Here is a 16,017-nt window from a genome sequence, read left to right on the forward strand (position 1 = left end):
GTTGGGACTACTGACATTTAGAGGAGACCCCATGAACCAGGCGTATGTGTACGACGCCGTGCGCACACCTTTTGGAAAGTTCGGTTCCGGCCTTGCCGGGGTGCGGCCGGATGACCTCGCGGCCCACGTGGTGCGCGAGGCCGTGAAGCGCGCGCCGGATTTGGACGTCGAGCGGATCGACGAGGTGGTGTTCGGCAACGCCAACGGCGCCGGCGAGGAGAACCGCAATATCGCCCGCATGGCCACCCTCCTGGCCGGACTCCCGACGTCGATCCCGGGCACCACGGTCAACCGCTTGTGCGGTTCTTCCCTGGACGCAGCGATCATCGCCTCCCGCCAGATCAACGCCGGCGACGCCGAGCTGATCCTGGTGGGCGGCGCCGAGTCCATGTCCCGCGCGCCCTGGGTGCTGCCCAAGACCTCCAAGCCGTACCCGGCCGGCGACATGACCCTGGCCTCGACTACCCTGGGCTGGCGCCTAGTCAACCCGGCGATGCCCAAAGAGTGGACCATTTCCCTGGGCGAGGCCACGGAGCGCCTGCGCGAGAAGTACGGAATCACCCGGGAGCGGCAGGACGAGTTCGCAGCGGCCTCGCACAACCTTGCCGCCGCGGCGTGGGACGAAGGCTTCTACGACCAGTTGGTCACCCAGGTTCCGGGCACGGAGTTGGTCCGCGACGAAGGCATCCGGGCGGGTTCGACGGCGGAGAAGCTCGGCGGGCTCAAGACGGTGTTCCGTCCCGAATCCAGCGACGCTGCCGCAGGTAAGACAACAGGCGGCACGGTCACGGCGGGAAACGCTTCTCCGCTGTCCGACGGCGCCTCCGCGGCCTGGATCGGCAGCGAAAGCGCCGCGGGGCTGCTCGGGCTGGAGCCGCTCGCCCGCATCGCCGGCCGTGGGGCCCACGGAAACGATCCCCAGTTCTTCGGCTACGCCCCGGTGGAGGCCGCCAACAAGGCACTCGCGAAGGCGGGCATCGGCTGGGAGCAGGTGGGCGCCGTCGAACTTAACGAAGCCTTCGCCGCGCAGTCCCTGGCCTGCATCGATGCGTGGGGGATCGACCCGTCCATCGTGAACCGGCACGGCGGCGCGATCGCGATGGGCCACCCGCTGGGCGCCTCCGGCACCCGGATCCTCGGGACCTTGGCCCGCAGCCTTCAGGCTTCCGGTGAGCGTTGGGGTGTCGCGGCGATCTGCATCGGTGTCGGGCAGGGCCTGGCCGTCGTGCTTGAGAACGTCACTGCCGGAGTTACGGCACAATCGGTGAAGGGCTAGGGCAATGCTGAAATTCATTGACACGGTCGGCGAAGCAGTCGCCGGCATCAAGGACGGCTCCACCGTCATGATCGGAGGCTTCGGAAACGCGGGCCAGCCGTTCGAACTCATCGACGCGCTGCTCGATTCCGGCGCCACCGACCTCACCGTGGTGAACAACAACGCGGGCCAGGGGGACCAGGGCCTTGCACTGCTCATCAAGGAAGGACGGGTCCGCAAAATGATCTGCTCCTTCCCGCGCCAGTCCGATTCCTGGCACTTCGACGCCAAGTACAAGGCCGGGGAAATCGAACTGGAACTCGTGCCGCAAGGCAACCTGGCCGAGCGCATCCGGGCGGCGGGCGCAGGGATTGGCGGGTTCTTCACGCCCACCGGCTACGGCACCATGCTCGCCGAAGGGAAGCACACGCGCTTTCTCGACGGCAAATGGCAAGTGTTCGAGACGCCCATCCACGCCGACGTCGCACTCATCAAGGCGCTCAAGGCAGACGGGAAGGGCAACCTCGTCTACCGGAAAACCGCCCGGAATTTCGGCCCCATCATGGCCGCAGCGGCGAAGCACACCATCGTCCAGGTGTCCGAGATCGTTCCGACCGGTGCCCTGGACCCGGAGAACGTGGTGACCCCCGGAATCTACGTCAACAGCATCGTGAAGGTGGCCTGACATGAGCAACCAAACCTCAACAACACCCTTGGGCCGTGACGATCTGGCGCGGCTCGTGGCGCGGGACATCGCTCCGGGCTCGTTCGTGAACCTCGGCATAGGTCAGCCTACGCTCGTCTCCAACTACCTCACAGAAGAGCAGAACATCACTCTCCACACGGAGAACGGGATGCTCGGGATGGGCCCTGAGGCCAAGGGCGAAGAGATCGACGGCGACCTCATCAACGCCGGCAAGATCCCCGTCACGGAGCTCCCCGGTGCTTCGTATTTCCACCATGCCGATTCCTTCGCGATCATGCGCGGCGGCCATTTGGATATCTGTGTGCTCGGCGCTTTCCAGGTGTCCGCCAAGGGCGACCTCGCCAATTGGCACACCGGAGCACCGGACGCCATCCCGGCCGTCGGCGGTGCGATGGACCTGGCCACGGGCGCGAAGGACGTGTTCGTCATGATGACGCTCCTGACCCGCGAGGGCGGGTCCAAACTCGTGGAGCACTGCAGCTACCCGCTTACGGGCGTGGGCTGCGTGACCCGCGTGTACACGGACAAAGCGGTCTTCCTGATAGGGCCCGACGGCGTGACCGTGCGTGAGACGTTCGGCTGCACCTTCGAAGAGCTCCAAGCCATGGTGCCGGTCCCACTGGTGCCGTTCGACGAGAAGGCGGCCGGCGCCGTCGTCGGTGTCTAGCGCGCCTAAAGTCGAGCGCGAACTGGCAGCAAATGCCCTCCGGAAGCAATCCAAGGGGCACGTGCTGCCAGTTCGCGCCAATAAGATTGGTAACCATGACCGACGCAGCAGTAGCCGGGGTGCCGCAGGCAGGTGCTCCCCAAGCGAGTGACCAGTATGTGCAATCGCTGGCACGCGGATTGTCCGTGATCCGTGCTTTCGACGCGGCCAACCCCGTCATGACGCTCAGCGAGGTGGCGGCACGCACCAACCTGACGCGTGCCACGGCCCGTCGGTTCCTGCATACCCTGGTGGAGCTGGGGTATGTCCGCACGGACGGCAAGACCTTCGCGCTCACGGCGATGGTGCTGCAGCTTGGCTATTCGTATTTGTCGGCGTTGTCCTTGCCTCAGCTTGCGCAGCCGCACCTTGAGGAGCTCTCCCTGAAACTGGGGGAGTCGACGTCGGCCGCGGTGCTGGATGGCGCGGACATCTTCTACGTGGCCCGCGTGACCACGCGGCGGATCATGACGGTCGGCATCTCGGTGGGCACTCGCTTCCCCGCCTACGCCACGTCCATGGGAAGGGTGCTTCTGGCCGACCTGCCGCAGCAGAAACTGGACGAGTACCTGTCTTCGGTGGAGTTCAAGGCCCTGACGCCACGGACCATGACGTCCCGCGAAGAGCTGGTGGCCGAGCTGGACCGGGTGCGCAGGCAGGACTGGTGCGTCTTGGACCAGGAGCTGGAACTCGGGCTTATGTCCGTTGCAGCGCCCGTCCGCAACGCTGCCGGCAAGGTGGTGGCCGCCGTCAACGTCTCGCTCCAGGCTCAAAACGTCGCCGCGCAGCCTGATCCACGAGCCTATATCGAGTCGATCCGGGAAGAAATCGTGCACACTGCAGGGCTGATTTCGGCGGATATTGCTGCCAAGCACTGAGCCGCCAAGAAGTTTCGGCGCCCGGAGGCGGAGTCTAGAGCCACAAGCTCGTCACGCCGGTGAGGCCTTGGACCTGGACCGGAATATTGCTGCTGCTCGTGGTGCCGTTGCCGAGTTGACCCTGCAGGTTGTCTCCCCAGGCGCGGACGGTTCCGTCATTGAGCAAGGCGTAGGCGTTATAGAAGTTGCACGCCATCGAGCTCACTCCGGTGAGGCCTTGGACCTGGACCGGGGTGCGGCTGTCGGTGGCGGTTCCGTTCCCGAGCTGCCCATACCAATTGGCACCCCAGGCGCGGACCGTTCCATCGCTGAGAACCGCGTACGCCGAGATTTCACTCGCGGTGACGCTGGTTACTGCGGTGAGACCCTGGACTTGGACCGGCGTGCTGCTGTTGGCGGTGCCGTTGCCTAGCTCGCCGTACGCGCCGAACCCCCAAGCGAAGACTGTCCCGTTCCCCACCACCGCGTAGGCCGTGCCGCCGTTGGCTGTGAGGGACACGGCGCCGGTGAGGCCTTGGACCTGGACCGGCGTGTTGCCGTTGGCGTTGGTGCCGTTGCCCAGCTGGCCATAGCCGTTGTAACCCCAGGCACGGACTGTCCCGTCAGTCAGGAGTGCGTAGGCGGTGCCGTAACTGGCCGTGATGGCGGAGACGCCTGCGAGGCCGCTGACCTGGACCGGGGTGTTGCTGACCGCATTGGTGCCGTTGCCGAGTTGCCCGGACTGGTTGCTGCCCCAGGCGCGGACGGTCCCGTCATTCAGTACCGCGTAGGCGGAGTCCCCATTGGCTGTGATGGAGCTGGCCTTGGCGACCCCGAGGACCTGAACGGGGATGCTGCTGTTGCTGGTGGTTGCGTTGCCGAGCTGGCCTGAGGAATTGTCGCCCCACGCCCACACCGTTCCATTGCCCAGCAGGGCGTAGGCAGTGCCTCCGCTGGCAGTGATGGATACGACTCCGGAGAGTCCGCTGACTTGGACGGGCACGCTGCTGTCGGTCGTTGTGCCGTTCCCGAGCTGGCCGAAACTGTTTCCACCCCAGGCCCACACTGTTCCGTTGATCAGCGCCGCGTACTTGGTGCCGGGGCTTTGGGCTCCCATGACGACCCCGGACAGTCCAGTTATGCCAAGCGGCACGCTGCTGAACGATGTTGTGCCGGTAACGCCGAGTTGGTGGTTGTAGTTGTCACCCCATGCGCGGATGGTTCCGTCTGCCAGCACTGCGAACGCGGTCCCTCGTGCCGCCGAGATCGATGCTGCTCCCGCGAGACCGGTGAGACCCGTGACTTGGGTGGGGACGTTGCTGTTAGCGGTAGCGCCGTTTCCGAGTTGTCCTGTCGGGTTGACTCCCCAGGCGCGGACCGTCCCGTCACGCAGCACGGCATACGCCACCGGATTGTTGGAATCCCCTTTGTCGGCAGTGATGGACGCGGCCGCCGTGAGACCGCTTAGCTGTACGGCAGTGGTGCTGTTGGTGGTGGTCCCGTTGCCCAGTTGGCCGGACTGGTTGAGGCCCCACGCCCGGGCTGTCCCGTCGCCCAGCACGGCGTAGGCACTGCCTTTGCCAGCCGCCATTGACGAGACGTTGCTGATGCCCTGCACGCGGACCGGGGTGTAGCTCTCTGATGTCGTCCCGTTTCCGAGCTGGCCGCTCCCGTTGGCGCCCCAGGAACGCACGGTCCGGTCGGCCACCAGCGCGTATGCGTTGTAGTTGTTGGCCACGATGGAGGTGACTCCGCTGAGGCCTTGGACTTGAACCGGCGTGTTGCTGCTGTTGGCGGAGGTTCCGCTGCCAAGCTGCCCGCTCGAATTGTCGCCCCACGTGCGGACGGTTCCGTCGGACAACAGGGCGTAGGCGGTGAAGTCGCTGGCTATGACGGCGGCGACCCCCGTGAGGCCGACGACCTGGACCGGTGTGCTGCTTCCGCTGCCTGTGGTGCCGTTGCCGAGTTGACCCACGAAGTTGGAGCCCCAAGCACGGACAGTTCCGTCATTGAGCAAGGCGTATGCACCGTAATAGGTGGCCGTGACCGCGGTGACGCCGGTGAGGCCTTGGACCTGGAGGGGCGTGCTGCTGAAGGTGATCCCGCCCCCGAGTTGTCCGCTGGAGCTTTCGCCCCAAGCGCGCACGGTCCCGTCACCGAGGAGTGCGTACGCCGTGCGTCCGTTGATCGCGATCGATGTGACTCTGGTGAGGCCTTGGACTTGCACGGGAGTGCTGCTGTCGTTGGTGGTTCCGTTGCCGAGCTGGCCGGATTGGTTGCTGCCCCAGGCGCGGACGGTCCCGTCGGCCAGCAGCGCGTAACTGGTGGATCCATCGCCGGCGAACGACTTGACTCCGGAGAGGCCGGCGACGGCGCCAGGACTGGCGAGGTAAGGGGTGGTCCCGTTGCCCAGTTGGCTGGATTGGTTATTGCCCCAGGTGACCGCTGAACTGCTTGACGCGGAGGGAAGGTAGTAGCCCGCGACGTCGGCGATCAGCTGGGTGGCGCCGTCGGAACGGTTGAAGAGGGTGACCTTGCCGTCGGCCCCCACGGGGACGGTGACGGAGCTCGGAACAGTCTGGCCGCTCGCGAAGTTCACATTGGACGCATTCGGCCGGATGCTCCCCGAAGCGTAGGCGGTGATGAATCCGAACGATTGCGGGCCGGTGACGGTGAGGTTGAAAACAGCGGCCGCGACGTTGGGGGGAATCCCGCCCACGCCGCCCACCCGGAAGGACACCGTCCCGTCCGGCCCCGCAGGCGCGCTGTTGCGCGTATCCAGGAGTCGCGCCGGAGTCACCGGGACGAAAGCGCCGGGAGCGCTCGGGGTCCCGGCGAGGAAATAGCCGGCGACGTCGGCGATCAGCTGGGTGCTGCCGGAGGAGCGGTTGAAGAGGATGACTTTGCCGTCGACGCCGACTGGAACCGTCACGGAGTTCGGAACCGTTTGGTCTGTCGCGAAGTTGATGTTTGAGGAGTTCGGCCGCGTGGTTCCGGAGGCGTAGGCCGTGATGAACCCGAACGACGTCGGATTCGCCACGGTCAGGTTGAAACTCACCGCGGAGACCATAGCCGGAATCCCACCCACGCCTCCCACCTGGAAAGACACCGTCCCGTCGGGGCCTGCGGGCGTGCTGCCGCGGGTGTCCAGCAACCTGGCGGGGGCTATCGGCACGAAGGCGCCGGGTACGGTCGGCGTCCCAGCCAGGTAGTACCCGGCGACGTCGGCGATCAGCTGGGTGCTGCCGGAGGAGCGGTTGAAGAGGGTGACTTTGCCGTCGCCGCCGACCGGAACTGTCACGGAGTTCGGCACTGTCTGGCCGGCGGCGAAGTTCACGTTGGAGGAGTTCGGCCGAGTGGCTCCGGAGGCGTAGGCGGTGATGAAGCCGAACGACTGCGGGCCCGTGACGGTGAGATTGAAGACCACCGCCGAAACCGAGGCCGGGATCCCGTTGACCCCGCCGACCTGGAAGGACACGGTCCCGTCCGGGCCCACGGGCGTGCTGGTGCGGGTGTCCAGGAGCCGTGCGGGTGAGATCGGAATGAAGGCGCCGGCCGCCGTCGGCCTCGCCGAGGTCCCCACGACGGCGACCGGTGCTGTCGCGGACCCGCCTGTAACGGCAGCCCCGGCGCCGGGAGCCGCAAGACCGGACAACATAAGCAGGACGCCCAATACCGCAGCCACGCCCGTTGCACCCCGCCTTGGCCGCGCACGCAAAGACACCATGAAATCCTCGAAAGACATGGCTCCCGATGACGGGCAAGCCGCTATTGATCCTCGCGAAAATTACCACATGGCGGGATCCCGGCGTGGTTGCCACGGCGCGCAGCAGCGCGTAGGCTCGCGGCCCATGACCGACGTGGATGAGCAAGGACGCACGGAACCTCCCCTGGCAGCCGACGAGGCTGCTACCCTGCTGGGCTTCCTGGATTACCAGCGAGCCACATTCGAGTGGAAGTGCGCGGGCTTGGACGCATCCGGCTTGGGAACGACCGTGGGTCCCTCGTCAATGACCCTGGGCGGGCTGCTCAAGCATCTGGCCTACGTTGAGGAGCACTGGTTTTCCCAATGCCTGCACGACCGGGACCGGCAGCCCCCGTGGGACTCGGTGGATTGGAAGGCCGACCCTGACCGGGAATGGCACTCGGCCGCCGACGACTCACCCGATCAGCTTCGTGCGCTCTGGCAGGACACGGTGTCCCGCTCCCGCTCGCTGACCGCGGAGGCAATGGCCGACGGCGGCCTGGGCCGGCTGGCCGCGCGCACCTGGTCCGATGGCCGGGCACCCAGCCTGCGATGGATCGTCCTGCACATGATCGAGGAGTACGCGCGACACAACGGCCATGCAGATCTCCTCCGGGAATCGGTGGACGGGGTCACAGGGGAGTAGCCCGCGGCCGCGCATCACCGCGTCAGCTTGGCGTGGTCCGGATGGTGGTCGCCGATGTGCCGTGGTGCGTTGGCAGCCAGGACGCGCTCGACGAACGCACAGTATTCCTCCACATAGTGGCGCAGGATGGATGCCGTGCCTTCGTCCCTGACCGATCCGTCCTCGTTGTAGGACGCCGGATTGAATTTGATGTAGGCCTCACGGCTACGGCCGTTCGAGTGGAAACGGTTTCAGTTGCCTTTAGGCCAGGCAATGAGCGGCATCTTTGGTTTTCCGATCGCGCGGCCTGAACTGATTCGATCGAGGTTGTACCCAAGCCGATCGCGGAGCGCAGGGCTGCCGCCGGGAACGCTTGCAGTCTCCTTGAGTGCAGCCCCGAATCTGGAGAGAGTATCGGCGATGATCGAATCCGCGCGACGGCCGCTGAGGCCTCCCCAGCCTGCAACCTCCGCGCGGAAGTGGTCCAGGGTGACCCTGTGATGGTTGAATTCGCCGCCAATTGCCAGGGAGAGTTCATCGCTGATCTTTTTCGATCCGGCTCTCGAAGGGTCGTCGTTGATATGGAGGATCGGTACTGCATCGTAGAGGTCGGCGATCGTTGATTCCTCGTTGGTTTTGTGGAGGATTGACACGTTTTTTGCGTGTGCGTCGTGGTTACCGATGATCACGTTGTAGAGCAGATGGCGCAGCCAAGTCTCCACATCGGTGCCATCACCAAATGAGCCGAGGAGTTCGGCGATCCGCTGTGCGGTGGGTCGGGATGGAGAGCGTGGCTGCTGGGGATTCTGGAATTTTGCGGCCGAGTCTGTCCAGTCCAAACCAAGGGCTTGCGCAGCGTCTTCCTGATGGATAGGGCGGACCGTGTTGCCTTCCACAATCCGGTCGTACCGTTCGATGGAGAGGAACGTCGTCTGGTTGTAGGTGATCAGTTCGCTATGAAAGCCAGTCAGGCCCATATGGCGTGCGATCTGGTGCGAGAAGTACTCGTCGAAGATCGTGGCGGGCCGGTGGGAGGGTGATGGTTTGAGGATATGAGTGGAATGAGCCAAATTTTCAGGGTAGGCCCAGTCCTCCCCAAATCGTGCCAGTAGTAGTTTCGGCTGGAAGCCGGGGAGCATGGAGCGGCCGCTGTCTGGTTCGTTGCCGAGATCAAAGTCTCGCTGGGCCTTCTCGAGCTTGCGGATGACTTCGCGGGTGCTTAGGGGCCGATACTTGCCAGACACATGATCGCTTGGCTTTTCAGTGCGGATCGAGAGCGCGCCAGCCATAGTTAGGCCGTAGTGCTTCAGCAAAGCAAACAGGTCACTCTCATCAATGCGCGCGGTGCTGGCAAGTCGAATTCGGTGGTTGCCCTCAGGCGCGTATCCGCCGAAGAAATTGGAGGCGTGCCGGGTGTCGGCTTTGGTTCCAGGAACCAGGGAGAAGCCTTCCGTGAGCATGCTGGGCGCTCCGGCGTATGTGGGCTCGATTGCGAAGGTCACCTGCCGCCTGTCCCTGCGGGTGGGGGTGATGACGCCGATGTGGTCGTCGTGCAGGAAGACATCGAGATGCTCAGCCATGTGGAGCTCCCGCCGGCAAATCAAAGCTCACGGTTACCTTGATACCGAGCCGCCGCAGTGTTCGGAACATTCTGGTAGCCCAGAGGTTCGACGTTCCCTTTTCAAGGTTGACTAGGTACAGGCGGGAGATCCCGAGATCTTCCGCGAGCTGTTCTTGGGTCATTCCACGTGCGGTTCGTGCGTGCTTTATGGCTGCGCCGAGGTTCTTGGGGTTGCGTGCTTCGAAGCTTGGCATTGAAAATCCCTTGTATGAATATCGCGACACCGTGCGTTGTATGAATATTACAACATTGTCCGATGTATGGATATAACAACACTGCACAGAGTCTGGATATTCATACATCGAACCCGGGGTGCCATTCCTACTCCCGCCAGGGCCTTCCGCGTCCTAGACTCAAGCCAACAACGGCTCAGGACAATGATGTTCAGAGGGACACTGGGGTTTCAGAAAGGGAGCGCGGGTGAAACTTGGCATAGCGCGGGAACGCCTGGAGGGTGAACGTCGTGTGGCCGCGACGCCGGAGACCGTCAAGCAGTTGGCTGGACTGGGACTGGACGTCGTCGTTGAAAGCGGCGCTGGAACCGCCGCGGGCCACAGCGACGAGGACTACCGCCAGGCAGGAGCCCTCATCGTCCCCGCCTTGGATCTGGCCCGACTGGACGTCTACGCGCACGTCCGCCCCCTCGAACCCGCGACGGCGGCCGCGCTTCCCCGGGGCGCTGTCACCGTAGGCCTGGCCTCGCCGTCGTCGGAACTTCCCACCGTCCGCGCGCTCGCCGAAGCGGGGGTGACCTCCTTCGCGCTTGAGCTGGTGCCGCGCATTTCCCGGGCACAATCCATGGACGCGCTCACGTCCCAGGCCCTCGTGGCCGGATACCGCTGCGTGCTCGAGGCGGCAATGCGCCTCCCGCGCTTCTTCCCGCTCTACATGACGGCCGCCGGAACCATTCCCCCGGCCCGCGTGCTGGTATTGGGGGCGGGTGTGGCCGGCCTGCAGGCCATCGGTACCGCGAAGAGGCTGGGTGCCCGCGTCTCCGCCAACGACATCCGGCCCGCTTCGGCGGACGAGGTTGCGTCCATGGGCGGCACCTTCATCAAGCTCGATGTGGAGACGGCGGAATCGTCCGGCGGCTATGCGCGCGAACTCAGCGCCGACCGCGGCGCCCTGCAGCGTGAGCTGCTCGCCCCGCACGTGGCCCAGGCAGACGTGCTCATCACGACGGCGGCGGTCCCCGGACGGCGGGCCCCTCTCCTGGTGAGCCGCGAAATGGTTCAGCACATGCGCCCGGGCTCGGTGATTGTCGACCTCGCCGCGGAGTCCGGCGGCAACGTGGAAGGCTCGGTGCCTGGCTTGGATCTTCAAATACCGACGGCGGACGGCCAGGGCACGGTCACCCTGGTGGGGATGAAGGATGTCGCCTCTGCCATGCCCGCTGACGCCTCGCGCCTCTACGCGAAGAACGTCGCGAACCTGCTGGCCCTGATGACTTGTGATGGCGCCGTCGTCCCGGACTTCGGCGATGAAGTAGTGGCGGGCGCGTGCCTGACGCACGACGGCGAGGTGCGGCACGGTCCGACGGCCGACGCCCTTGCGGCGCTCTCCGCCGAGACGGCGGAATCCGTAAGCTCCGCCAACGAGGGGGTCTCCTGATGGACGGCATCGCCCTGCTCACTATCACTGTCTTGGCGATCTTCGTGGGCTTCGAAGTGGTGTCCAAGGTCTCAAGCACGCTTCACACGCCCTTGATGTCCGGGGCCAACGCCATTCACGGAATCATCCTCGTGGGAGCGATCATCGTCGCCGGGCAGGCCTCGGACCCTTGGGTCCTCGCGGTCGCCTTGCTCGCCGTGGTCCTCGCCACCGCCAATTTGGTGGGCGGTTTCGTAGTGACCGACCGCATGTTGGAGATGTTCCGCGGCCGTAAACGCGTTGTGCCCCCAGGCGCGAAACCTGAGGCCATAAAGCCCGAGTCCAGCGCATCCGAGTCCAAGGAGCGCACGCGATGAGCCTCATCGATCCGGTGTGGACTTCGCTCCTCTACCTCGCGGCTGCCGTGTGTTTCATCCTCGCGCTCAAGGGACTCAATTCGCCACGTACTGCCCGGCGAGGCAACTTGGTAGGCGCATTCGGTGCGGCGCTCGCCGTCGCCACGGTCTTTATGTCCGTCAAAATGGACAACGTTCCCTGGATCCTGGGCGCGATGGTGGTCGGTTCGGGCGTGGCCGCGCCGATAGCGCGCCAGGTGAAGATGACCCAGATGCCGCAGCTCGTCGCGCTATTCAATGGCGTGGGCGGTGGTGCCGCGGCGCTCGTTGCACTCCTGGAACTCGCGCACACGGAGGACCACTGGGTGCGTGTGGCCATCGTCTTCACGCTGCTGGTGGGGGCGGTGTCGTTCGCAGGTTCCGCCATCACGTTCTCCAAGCTCCAGGAGCTCATGACCACCCGCCCGGTGGTGTTCCCTGGCCTGCCGACCCTCATGGGAGCGGTGCTGCTCGCTGCGGTGGGTGCCGCCGTCGCCGTCGTCTTCAGTGGTTCCCTAGCGCTCGCGCTGCTGCTCTTGGTGCTGGGGCTGGCGGCAGGCGTGCTGCTGGTGCTGCCGGTCGGCGGCGCGGACGTGCCGATCGTTATTTCGCTCCTGAATGCCTTTACGGGCCTGGCCGTGGCGGCCTCCGGCCTGGTGCTTGGCAACGTGCTCTTGGTGGTGGCCGGCACGTTGGTGGGCGCCTCGGGCACCATCCTCACCCGGGCCATGGCCACGGCCATGGGCCGCAGTGTTGCGGGAATCCTCTTCGGCGCGTTCAAGGGAGGCTCGACGGCGGGGTCGACGGCGGTGAGCGACCGCCCCGTCCGCTCCTCCAGCCCGGAAGACGTGGCCGTGCTCCTTGGCTACGCGCAACGGGTCATCATCGTTCCTGGCTATGGGCTCGCGGTAGCGCAAGGGCAGCACACGGCGGCGGAGCTGGCCCTTGCACTGGAGGCGAGGGGCATCGACGTGGATTTCGCCATCCATCCGGTGGCCGGCCGCATGCCCGGGCACATGAACGTCCTGCTTGCCGAAGCCAATGTGCCCTATGAGTCCCTCAAGGAAATGGGCGAGATCAACTCGGAATTCCGGACGGCCGACGTCGCGCTCGTGGTCGGAGCGAACGACGTCGTCAATCCAGCCGCGAAAACCACCCCAGGTTCGCCGATCTACGGCATGCCGATCCTTGAAGTGGCCGACGCGCGCCAAGTAGTGTTCCTGAAGCGCTCCATGCGGCCGGGATTCGCGGGAATCGAGAACGAACTCATGTACGAACCGCAGACCACTCTGCTGTTTGGCGATGCCAAGGAATCCCTCACCAAAGTGTTGAGTGCGGTCAAGGCGCTCAAGCTTAGTTAACCAACTCTGGGGTGCTCGCGGGCCTCTATGCTGCCAAATCGGGTGAGCACACTCAGGATCGTGGCGAGCTGCTGCTGCCCAGCCGGGTGAGCCCACTCAAGACGCGGCTGGATTCAACGCCCTATCATCGGCCAAAGACCTAGGGTGGGAATGCTCCCATCCTTGACGTTTGCCCCGGCATCGAATGGACGGTGAGTGGAGTGCCTAGACTCTCGACGCAGGAGCACAAGGTGACGCGGCGCTTCGGCGTCCGTTGGGCCGCAGTTGGAGCGTGCGCGGCAATGGTCCTGGCACTCCTCAGTGGCTTTGCTGTGCCGGCGCATGCGGCTGCAAACACCGTCATCACGCTGACCTTCGATGACGGCAACGCCGATCAAATGACCGCCGAAGCCACGATGAAGAACCTAGGTTTGCACGGTACCTTCTTCGTTCCCTCCGGATGGGTCGATCAGCCGAGCTATTTCACGTCTGCGAACTTGCATCAGCTCTTCACAGACGGCAACGAGATTGCCGGGCACACCGTCACCCACCCCGACCTGGTCACCTTGACCTCGGATGAAGTGACGCGACAGGTGTGCAACGGAAGGGTCGCCCTGGCAAACATGGGCTTCAAAGTCACAAGCTTCGCCTATCCTTTTGCTTCCACGGATCCTGCGGTGCAGACCATCGTGAAGAACTGCGGTTTTAACAGCGCACGCGGGCTCGGGGACCTTTACAGCAAGGACGATCCTGGACTCCCGGCTGCCGAAACCATCCCGCCCGCCAACCCGTATGACACCGCGGCGCCGGAGGAAGTGGACAGCACGTGGACGCTGTCCAACCTTGAAGACTCCGTGACCAGGGCCCAGGCGGCTGGCGGTGGCTGGGTTCAGTTGACCTTCCACCACATCGCGGTGGGAACCGACCCGACGCTCACCATCAGCCCCGATCTGTTCAGCCAATTCGCCTCCTGGTTAGCGCAACAACAGACGGCGGGCAGCGTCGCCGTGAAGACGGTTGACCAGGTAATCGGTGGCGCCGTCCAGCCCCTCGTCTCCGGGCCGCCGGTACCGCCGCCGCCTCCACAGGGCACCAATATGATCCAGAACCCGAGCCTGGAGACGCTCACCAGCGGGATTCCGCTGTGCTGGGCCGCGGGTGGATACGGCACCAACACCCCCAGCTTTTCAGTGGTCTCGCCGGGCCACACAGGCAACAACGCCGAACTCCTGACAATGAGCGGCTACGTCAGCGGTGACGCGAAGCTCCTGCCGGCCTTGGATCTTGGCGGCTGCTCACCGACGGGCACTCCAGGCCATATCTATCAGCTCAGCGCCTGGTATAAATCCAATGTCATCACCCAATTCGAGGTTTACTACCGGACGGGAACGGGGTATTGGACCTACTGGACGGCGAGCCCGCTGTTCAACGCGAGCAGCAACTGGACCCAGATAACCTGGACCACGCCGGCTCTTCCGGCAGGCGCCTCGGGTATCAGTTACGGACTGAACATCCAATCCAACGGTTCGATCACCACGGACGACTATTCGATGATCGACGTCACCCAGGCCGCGGCGACGGCGCCTGCGGCACCGACCGGGGTGACAGCGACGGCGGGGAACGCGTCGGCGGTGGTGTCGTGGACGGCTCCGGCCAACGGCGGGTCCCCGATCACTTCGTATGCGGTGACGCCTTCCACCGGTGGCACGGCTTTGGCTCCGGTGACGGTGTCCGGTAATCCGCCCTCGACGACGGCGACCGTCACCGGGTTGACTAACGGCACGGCCTACACGTTTACCGTGACGGCGACGAACGCCGTCGGGACGTCCGCGCCGTCTGCCGCGTCGTCTCCGGTCACCCCGACGGCCCCAACAGTTCCGGGGACTCCCACCGGCGTGAGCGCGACGGCGGGCAACGCCTCGGCGTCCGTGTCCTGGACGGCGCCGGCCAACGGCGGTTCCCCGATCACCTCCTACGCCGTGACGCCTTCCACCGGGGGCACGGCTTTGGCTCCGGTGACGGTCTCCGGGAATCCGCCCTCGACGACGGCGACCGTCACCGGGCTGAGCAACGGCACCTCCTACACCTTCACCGTGACGGCGACGAACGCCGTCGGGACGTCTGCGCCGTCCGCCGCGTCGGCCCCGGTCACTCCCACGGCGCCGGTTCCCGGCGTCACCAACGGCGGGTTCGAATCCGGGCTCACGTCCTGGACCACCGGCGGCGTCAAGGCCCCCGTGGCCTCCACCACCGCGCACACCGGCACCGGCTCCGCGCTCCTGGGCCTGGTATCCGGGGCCGAACCCCTCGGGGACAGCAGCCTGTCCCAGACCATCACCATGCCCGCCGCCGGGACCTCCACCCTGTCCTTCTGGTACCAGCCGCACACCGCAGACGAGACCTGCACCGGCACCGCCTGCCGCTACGACTGGATGGAAGCACAAGTCCGCACCACCAGCGGCACGGTCCTGGCGAGCCTGTTCAAGCTCTGCAACAACAACGGGACCTGGACCCAGCTCAGCGCCAACCTCTCCGCCTACAACGGGCAGGCCATCGTGCTCTGGTTCAACGTCCACCTCGACGGTTCCAGCCCGGCGGATGACACCTGGATGTACCTGGACGACGTCACCCTGACCAACAGCCAGACAACCCCGACGGCACCGGCGGCCCCGACAGGGGTCACCGCGACGGCCGGCAACGCCTCCGCCACCGTGTCCTGGACGGCCCCGGCCAACGGCGGCTCCGCGATCACCTCCTACACGGTCACCCCGCACGCCGGCGCCACGACCCTGGCCCCGGTCACCGACACCGGGAACCCGCCCGCCACGACGGCGAACATCACCGGACTCAGCAACGGCACCGCCTACACCTTCACCGTCACCGCCACCAACGCCATCGGCACCTCACCGGCCTCCACGGCCTCGGCGCCGGTCACCCCCACCGCGGCCGCGACGGCACCGGCGGCCCCGACAGGGGTGACCGCGACGGCCGGGAACGCCTCCGCGACCGTGTCCTGGACGGCCCCGGCCAACGGCGGCTCCGCGATCACTTCCTACGCGGTCACCCCGCACGCCGGCGCCACGACCCTGGCACCGGTCACCGTCACCGGGAACCCGCCCGCGACCACCACCAACGTCACCGGGCTCAGCAACGGCACCGCGTACACCTTCACCGTCA

At 65.5% G+C, this 16,017-nt stretch carries 12 protein-coding genes and 1 pseudogene; 9 read left to right on the forward strand and 4 right to left on the reverse strand.

Annotated features, from left to right (window positions below):
* Positions 1 to 31 precede the first annotated feature (31 nt).
* The 4 genes from ABH924_RS22140 to ABH924_RS22155 all read left to right on the forward strand — a co-directional run bounded on the left by ABH924_RS22140 (position 32) and on the right by ABH924_RS22155 (position 3,545).
* Positions 32 to 1,276, forward strand: coding sequence for a thiolase family protein (locus ABH924_RS22140; RefSeq protein WP_404502309.1), 1,245 nt, complete (start codon positions 32 to 34; stop codon positions 1,274 to 1,276).
* A 4-nt stretch (positions 1,277 to 1,280) separates the two neighbouring features.
* Positions 1,281 to 1,940: a 3-oxoacid CoA-transferase subunit A gene (locus ABH924_RS22145; protein ID WP_234752852.1), complete on the forward strand. Its 660-nt coding sequence runs from the start codon at positions 1,281 to 1,283 to the stop codon at positions 1,938 to 1,940.
* Between the two features lies 1 nt (position 1,941).
* A complete protein-coding gene (locus tag ABH924_RS22150) occupies positions 1,942 to 2,628 on the forward strand; it encodes a 3-oxoacid CoA-transferase subunit B (RefSeq protein WP_404502311.1) in 687 nt (228 codons plus the stop codon).
* Positions 2,629 to 2,723: 95 nt separating this feature from the next.
* Positions 2,724 to 3,545 carry an IclR family transcriptional regulator C-terminal domain-containing protein gene (locus tag ABH924_RS22155; protein ID WP_404502313.1) on the forward strand — a complete coding sequence of 274 codons (822 nt, stop codon included), beginning with the start codon at positions 2,724 to 2,726 and terminating at the stop codon, positions 3,543 to 3,545.
* Between the two features lie 34 nt (positions 3,546 to 3,579).
* Here ABH924_RS22155 and ABH924_RS22160 read toward each other — a convergent pair whose 3' ends face one another.
* Positions 3,580 to 7,269 (reverse strand): hypothetical protein, encoded by a 3,690-nt coding sequence (locus ABH924_RS22160; RefSeq protein ID WP_404502315.1) that lies wholly within the window; start codon positions 7,267 to 7,269, stop codon positions 3,580 to 3,582.
* 106 nt (positions 7,270 to 7,375) lie between these two features.
* On the opposite strand from ABH924_RS22160, the gene ABH924_RS22165 reads away from it, so the two are divergent.
* A complete protein-coding gene (locus tag ABH924_RS22165; protein WP_404502328.1) occupies positions 7,376 to 7,915 on the forward strand; it encodes a DinB family protein in 540 nt (179 codons plus the stop codon).
* 14 nt (positions 7,916 to 7,929) lie between these two features.
* Here the strand turns inward: ABH924_RS22165 and ABH924_RS22170 are convergent.
* The 3 genes and pseudogenes from ABH924_RS22170 to ABH924_RS22180 form a co-directional block, all read right to left on the reverse strand.
* Positions 7,930 to 8,115 (reverse strand): annotated as a pseudogene (locus ABH924_RS22170) (ACP phosphodiesterase); the annotation flags it as partial.
* Between the two features lie 30 nt (positions 8,116 to 8,145).
* Positions 8,146 to 9,474: a type II toxin-antitoxin system HipA family toxin gene (locus tag ABH924_RS22175; RefSeq protein WP_404502316.1), complete on the reverse strand. Its 1,329-nt coding sequence runs from the start codon at positions 9,472 to 9,474 to the stop codon at positions 8,146 to 8,148.
* Entirely contained in the window at positions 9,467 to 9,817 is a 351-nt protein-coding gene (locus ABH924_RS22180) for a helix-turn-helix domain-containing protein (RefSeq protein ID WP_404502318.1), read from the reverse strand. Before ABH924_RS22180 ends, ABH924_RS22175 begins: the two co-directional genes overlap by 8 nt.
* A 118-nt stretch (positions 9,818 to 9,935) precedes the next feature.
* On the opposite strand from ABH924_RS22180, the gene ABH924_RS22185 reads away from it, so the two are divergent.
* The 4 genes from ABH924_RS22185 to ABH924_RS22200 form a co-directional block, all read left to right on the forward strand.
* On the forward strand, positions 9,936 to 11,126 hold the full coding sequence (locus ABH924_RS22185) for a Re/Si-specific NAD(P)(+) transhydrogenase subunit alpha (RefSeq protein WP_404502320.1): 1,191 nt from the start codon (positions 9,936 to 9,938) through the stop codon (positions 11,124 to 11,126).
* Positions 11,126 to 11,482, forward strand: a complete 357-nt coding sequence (locus tag ABH924_RS22190) for an NAD(P) transhydrogenase subunit alpha (protein ID WP_404502322.1) — start codon at positions 11,126 to 11,128, stop codon at positions 11,480 to 11,482. The genes ABH924_RS22185 and ABH924_RS22190 overlap by 1 nt, the downstream gene beginning before the upstream one ends.
* Positions 11,479 to 12,861: an NAD(P)(+) transhydrogenase (Re/Si-specific) subunit beta gene (locus ABH924_RS22195; protein WP_404502324.1), complete on the forward strand. Its 1,383-nt coding sequence runs from the start codon at positions 11,479 to 11,481 to the stop codon at positions 12,859 to 12,861. The genes ABH924_RS22190 and ABH924_RS22195 overlap by 4 nt, the downstream gene beginning before the upstream one ends.
* Before the next feature lie 200 nt (positions 12,862 to 13,061).
* Positions 13,062 to 16,017, forward strand: a 2,956-nt coding sequence (locus ABH924_RS22200) for a fibronectin type III domain-containing protein (protein ID WP_404502326.1), incomplete at its 3' end; no start/stop codon positions are given.

It is taken from the genome of Arthrobacter sp. GAS37 (assembly GCF_044908325.1).
Lineage (GTDB): Bacteria > Actinomycetota > Actinomycetes > Actinomycetales > Micrococcaceae > Arthrobacter > Arthrobacter ramosus.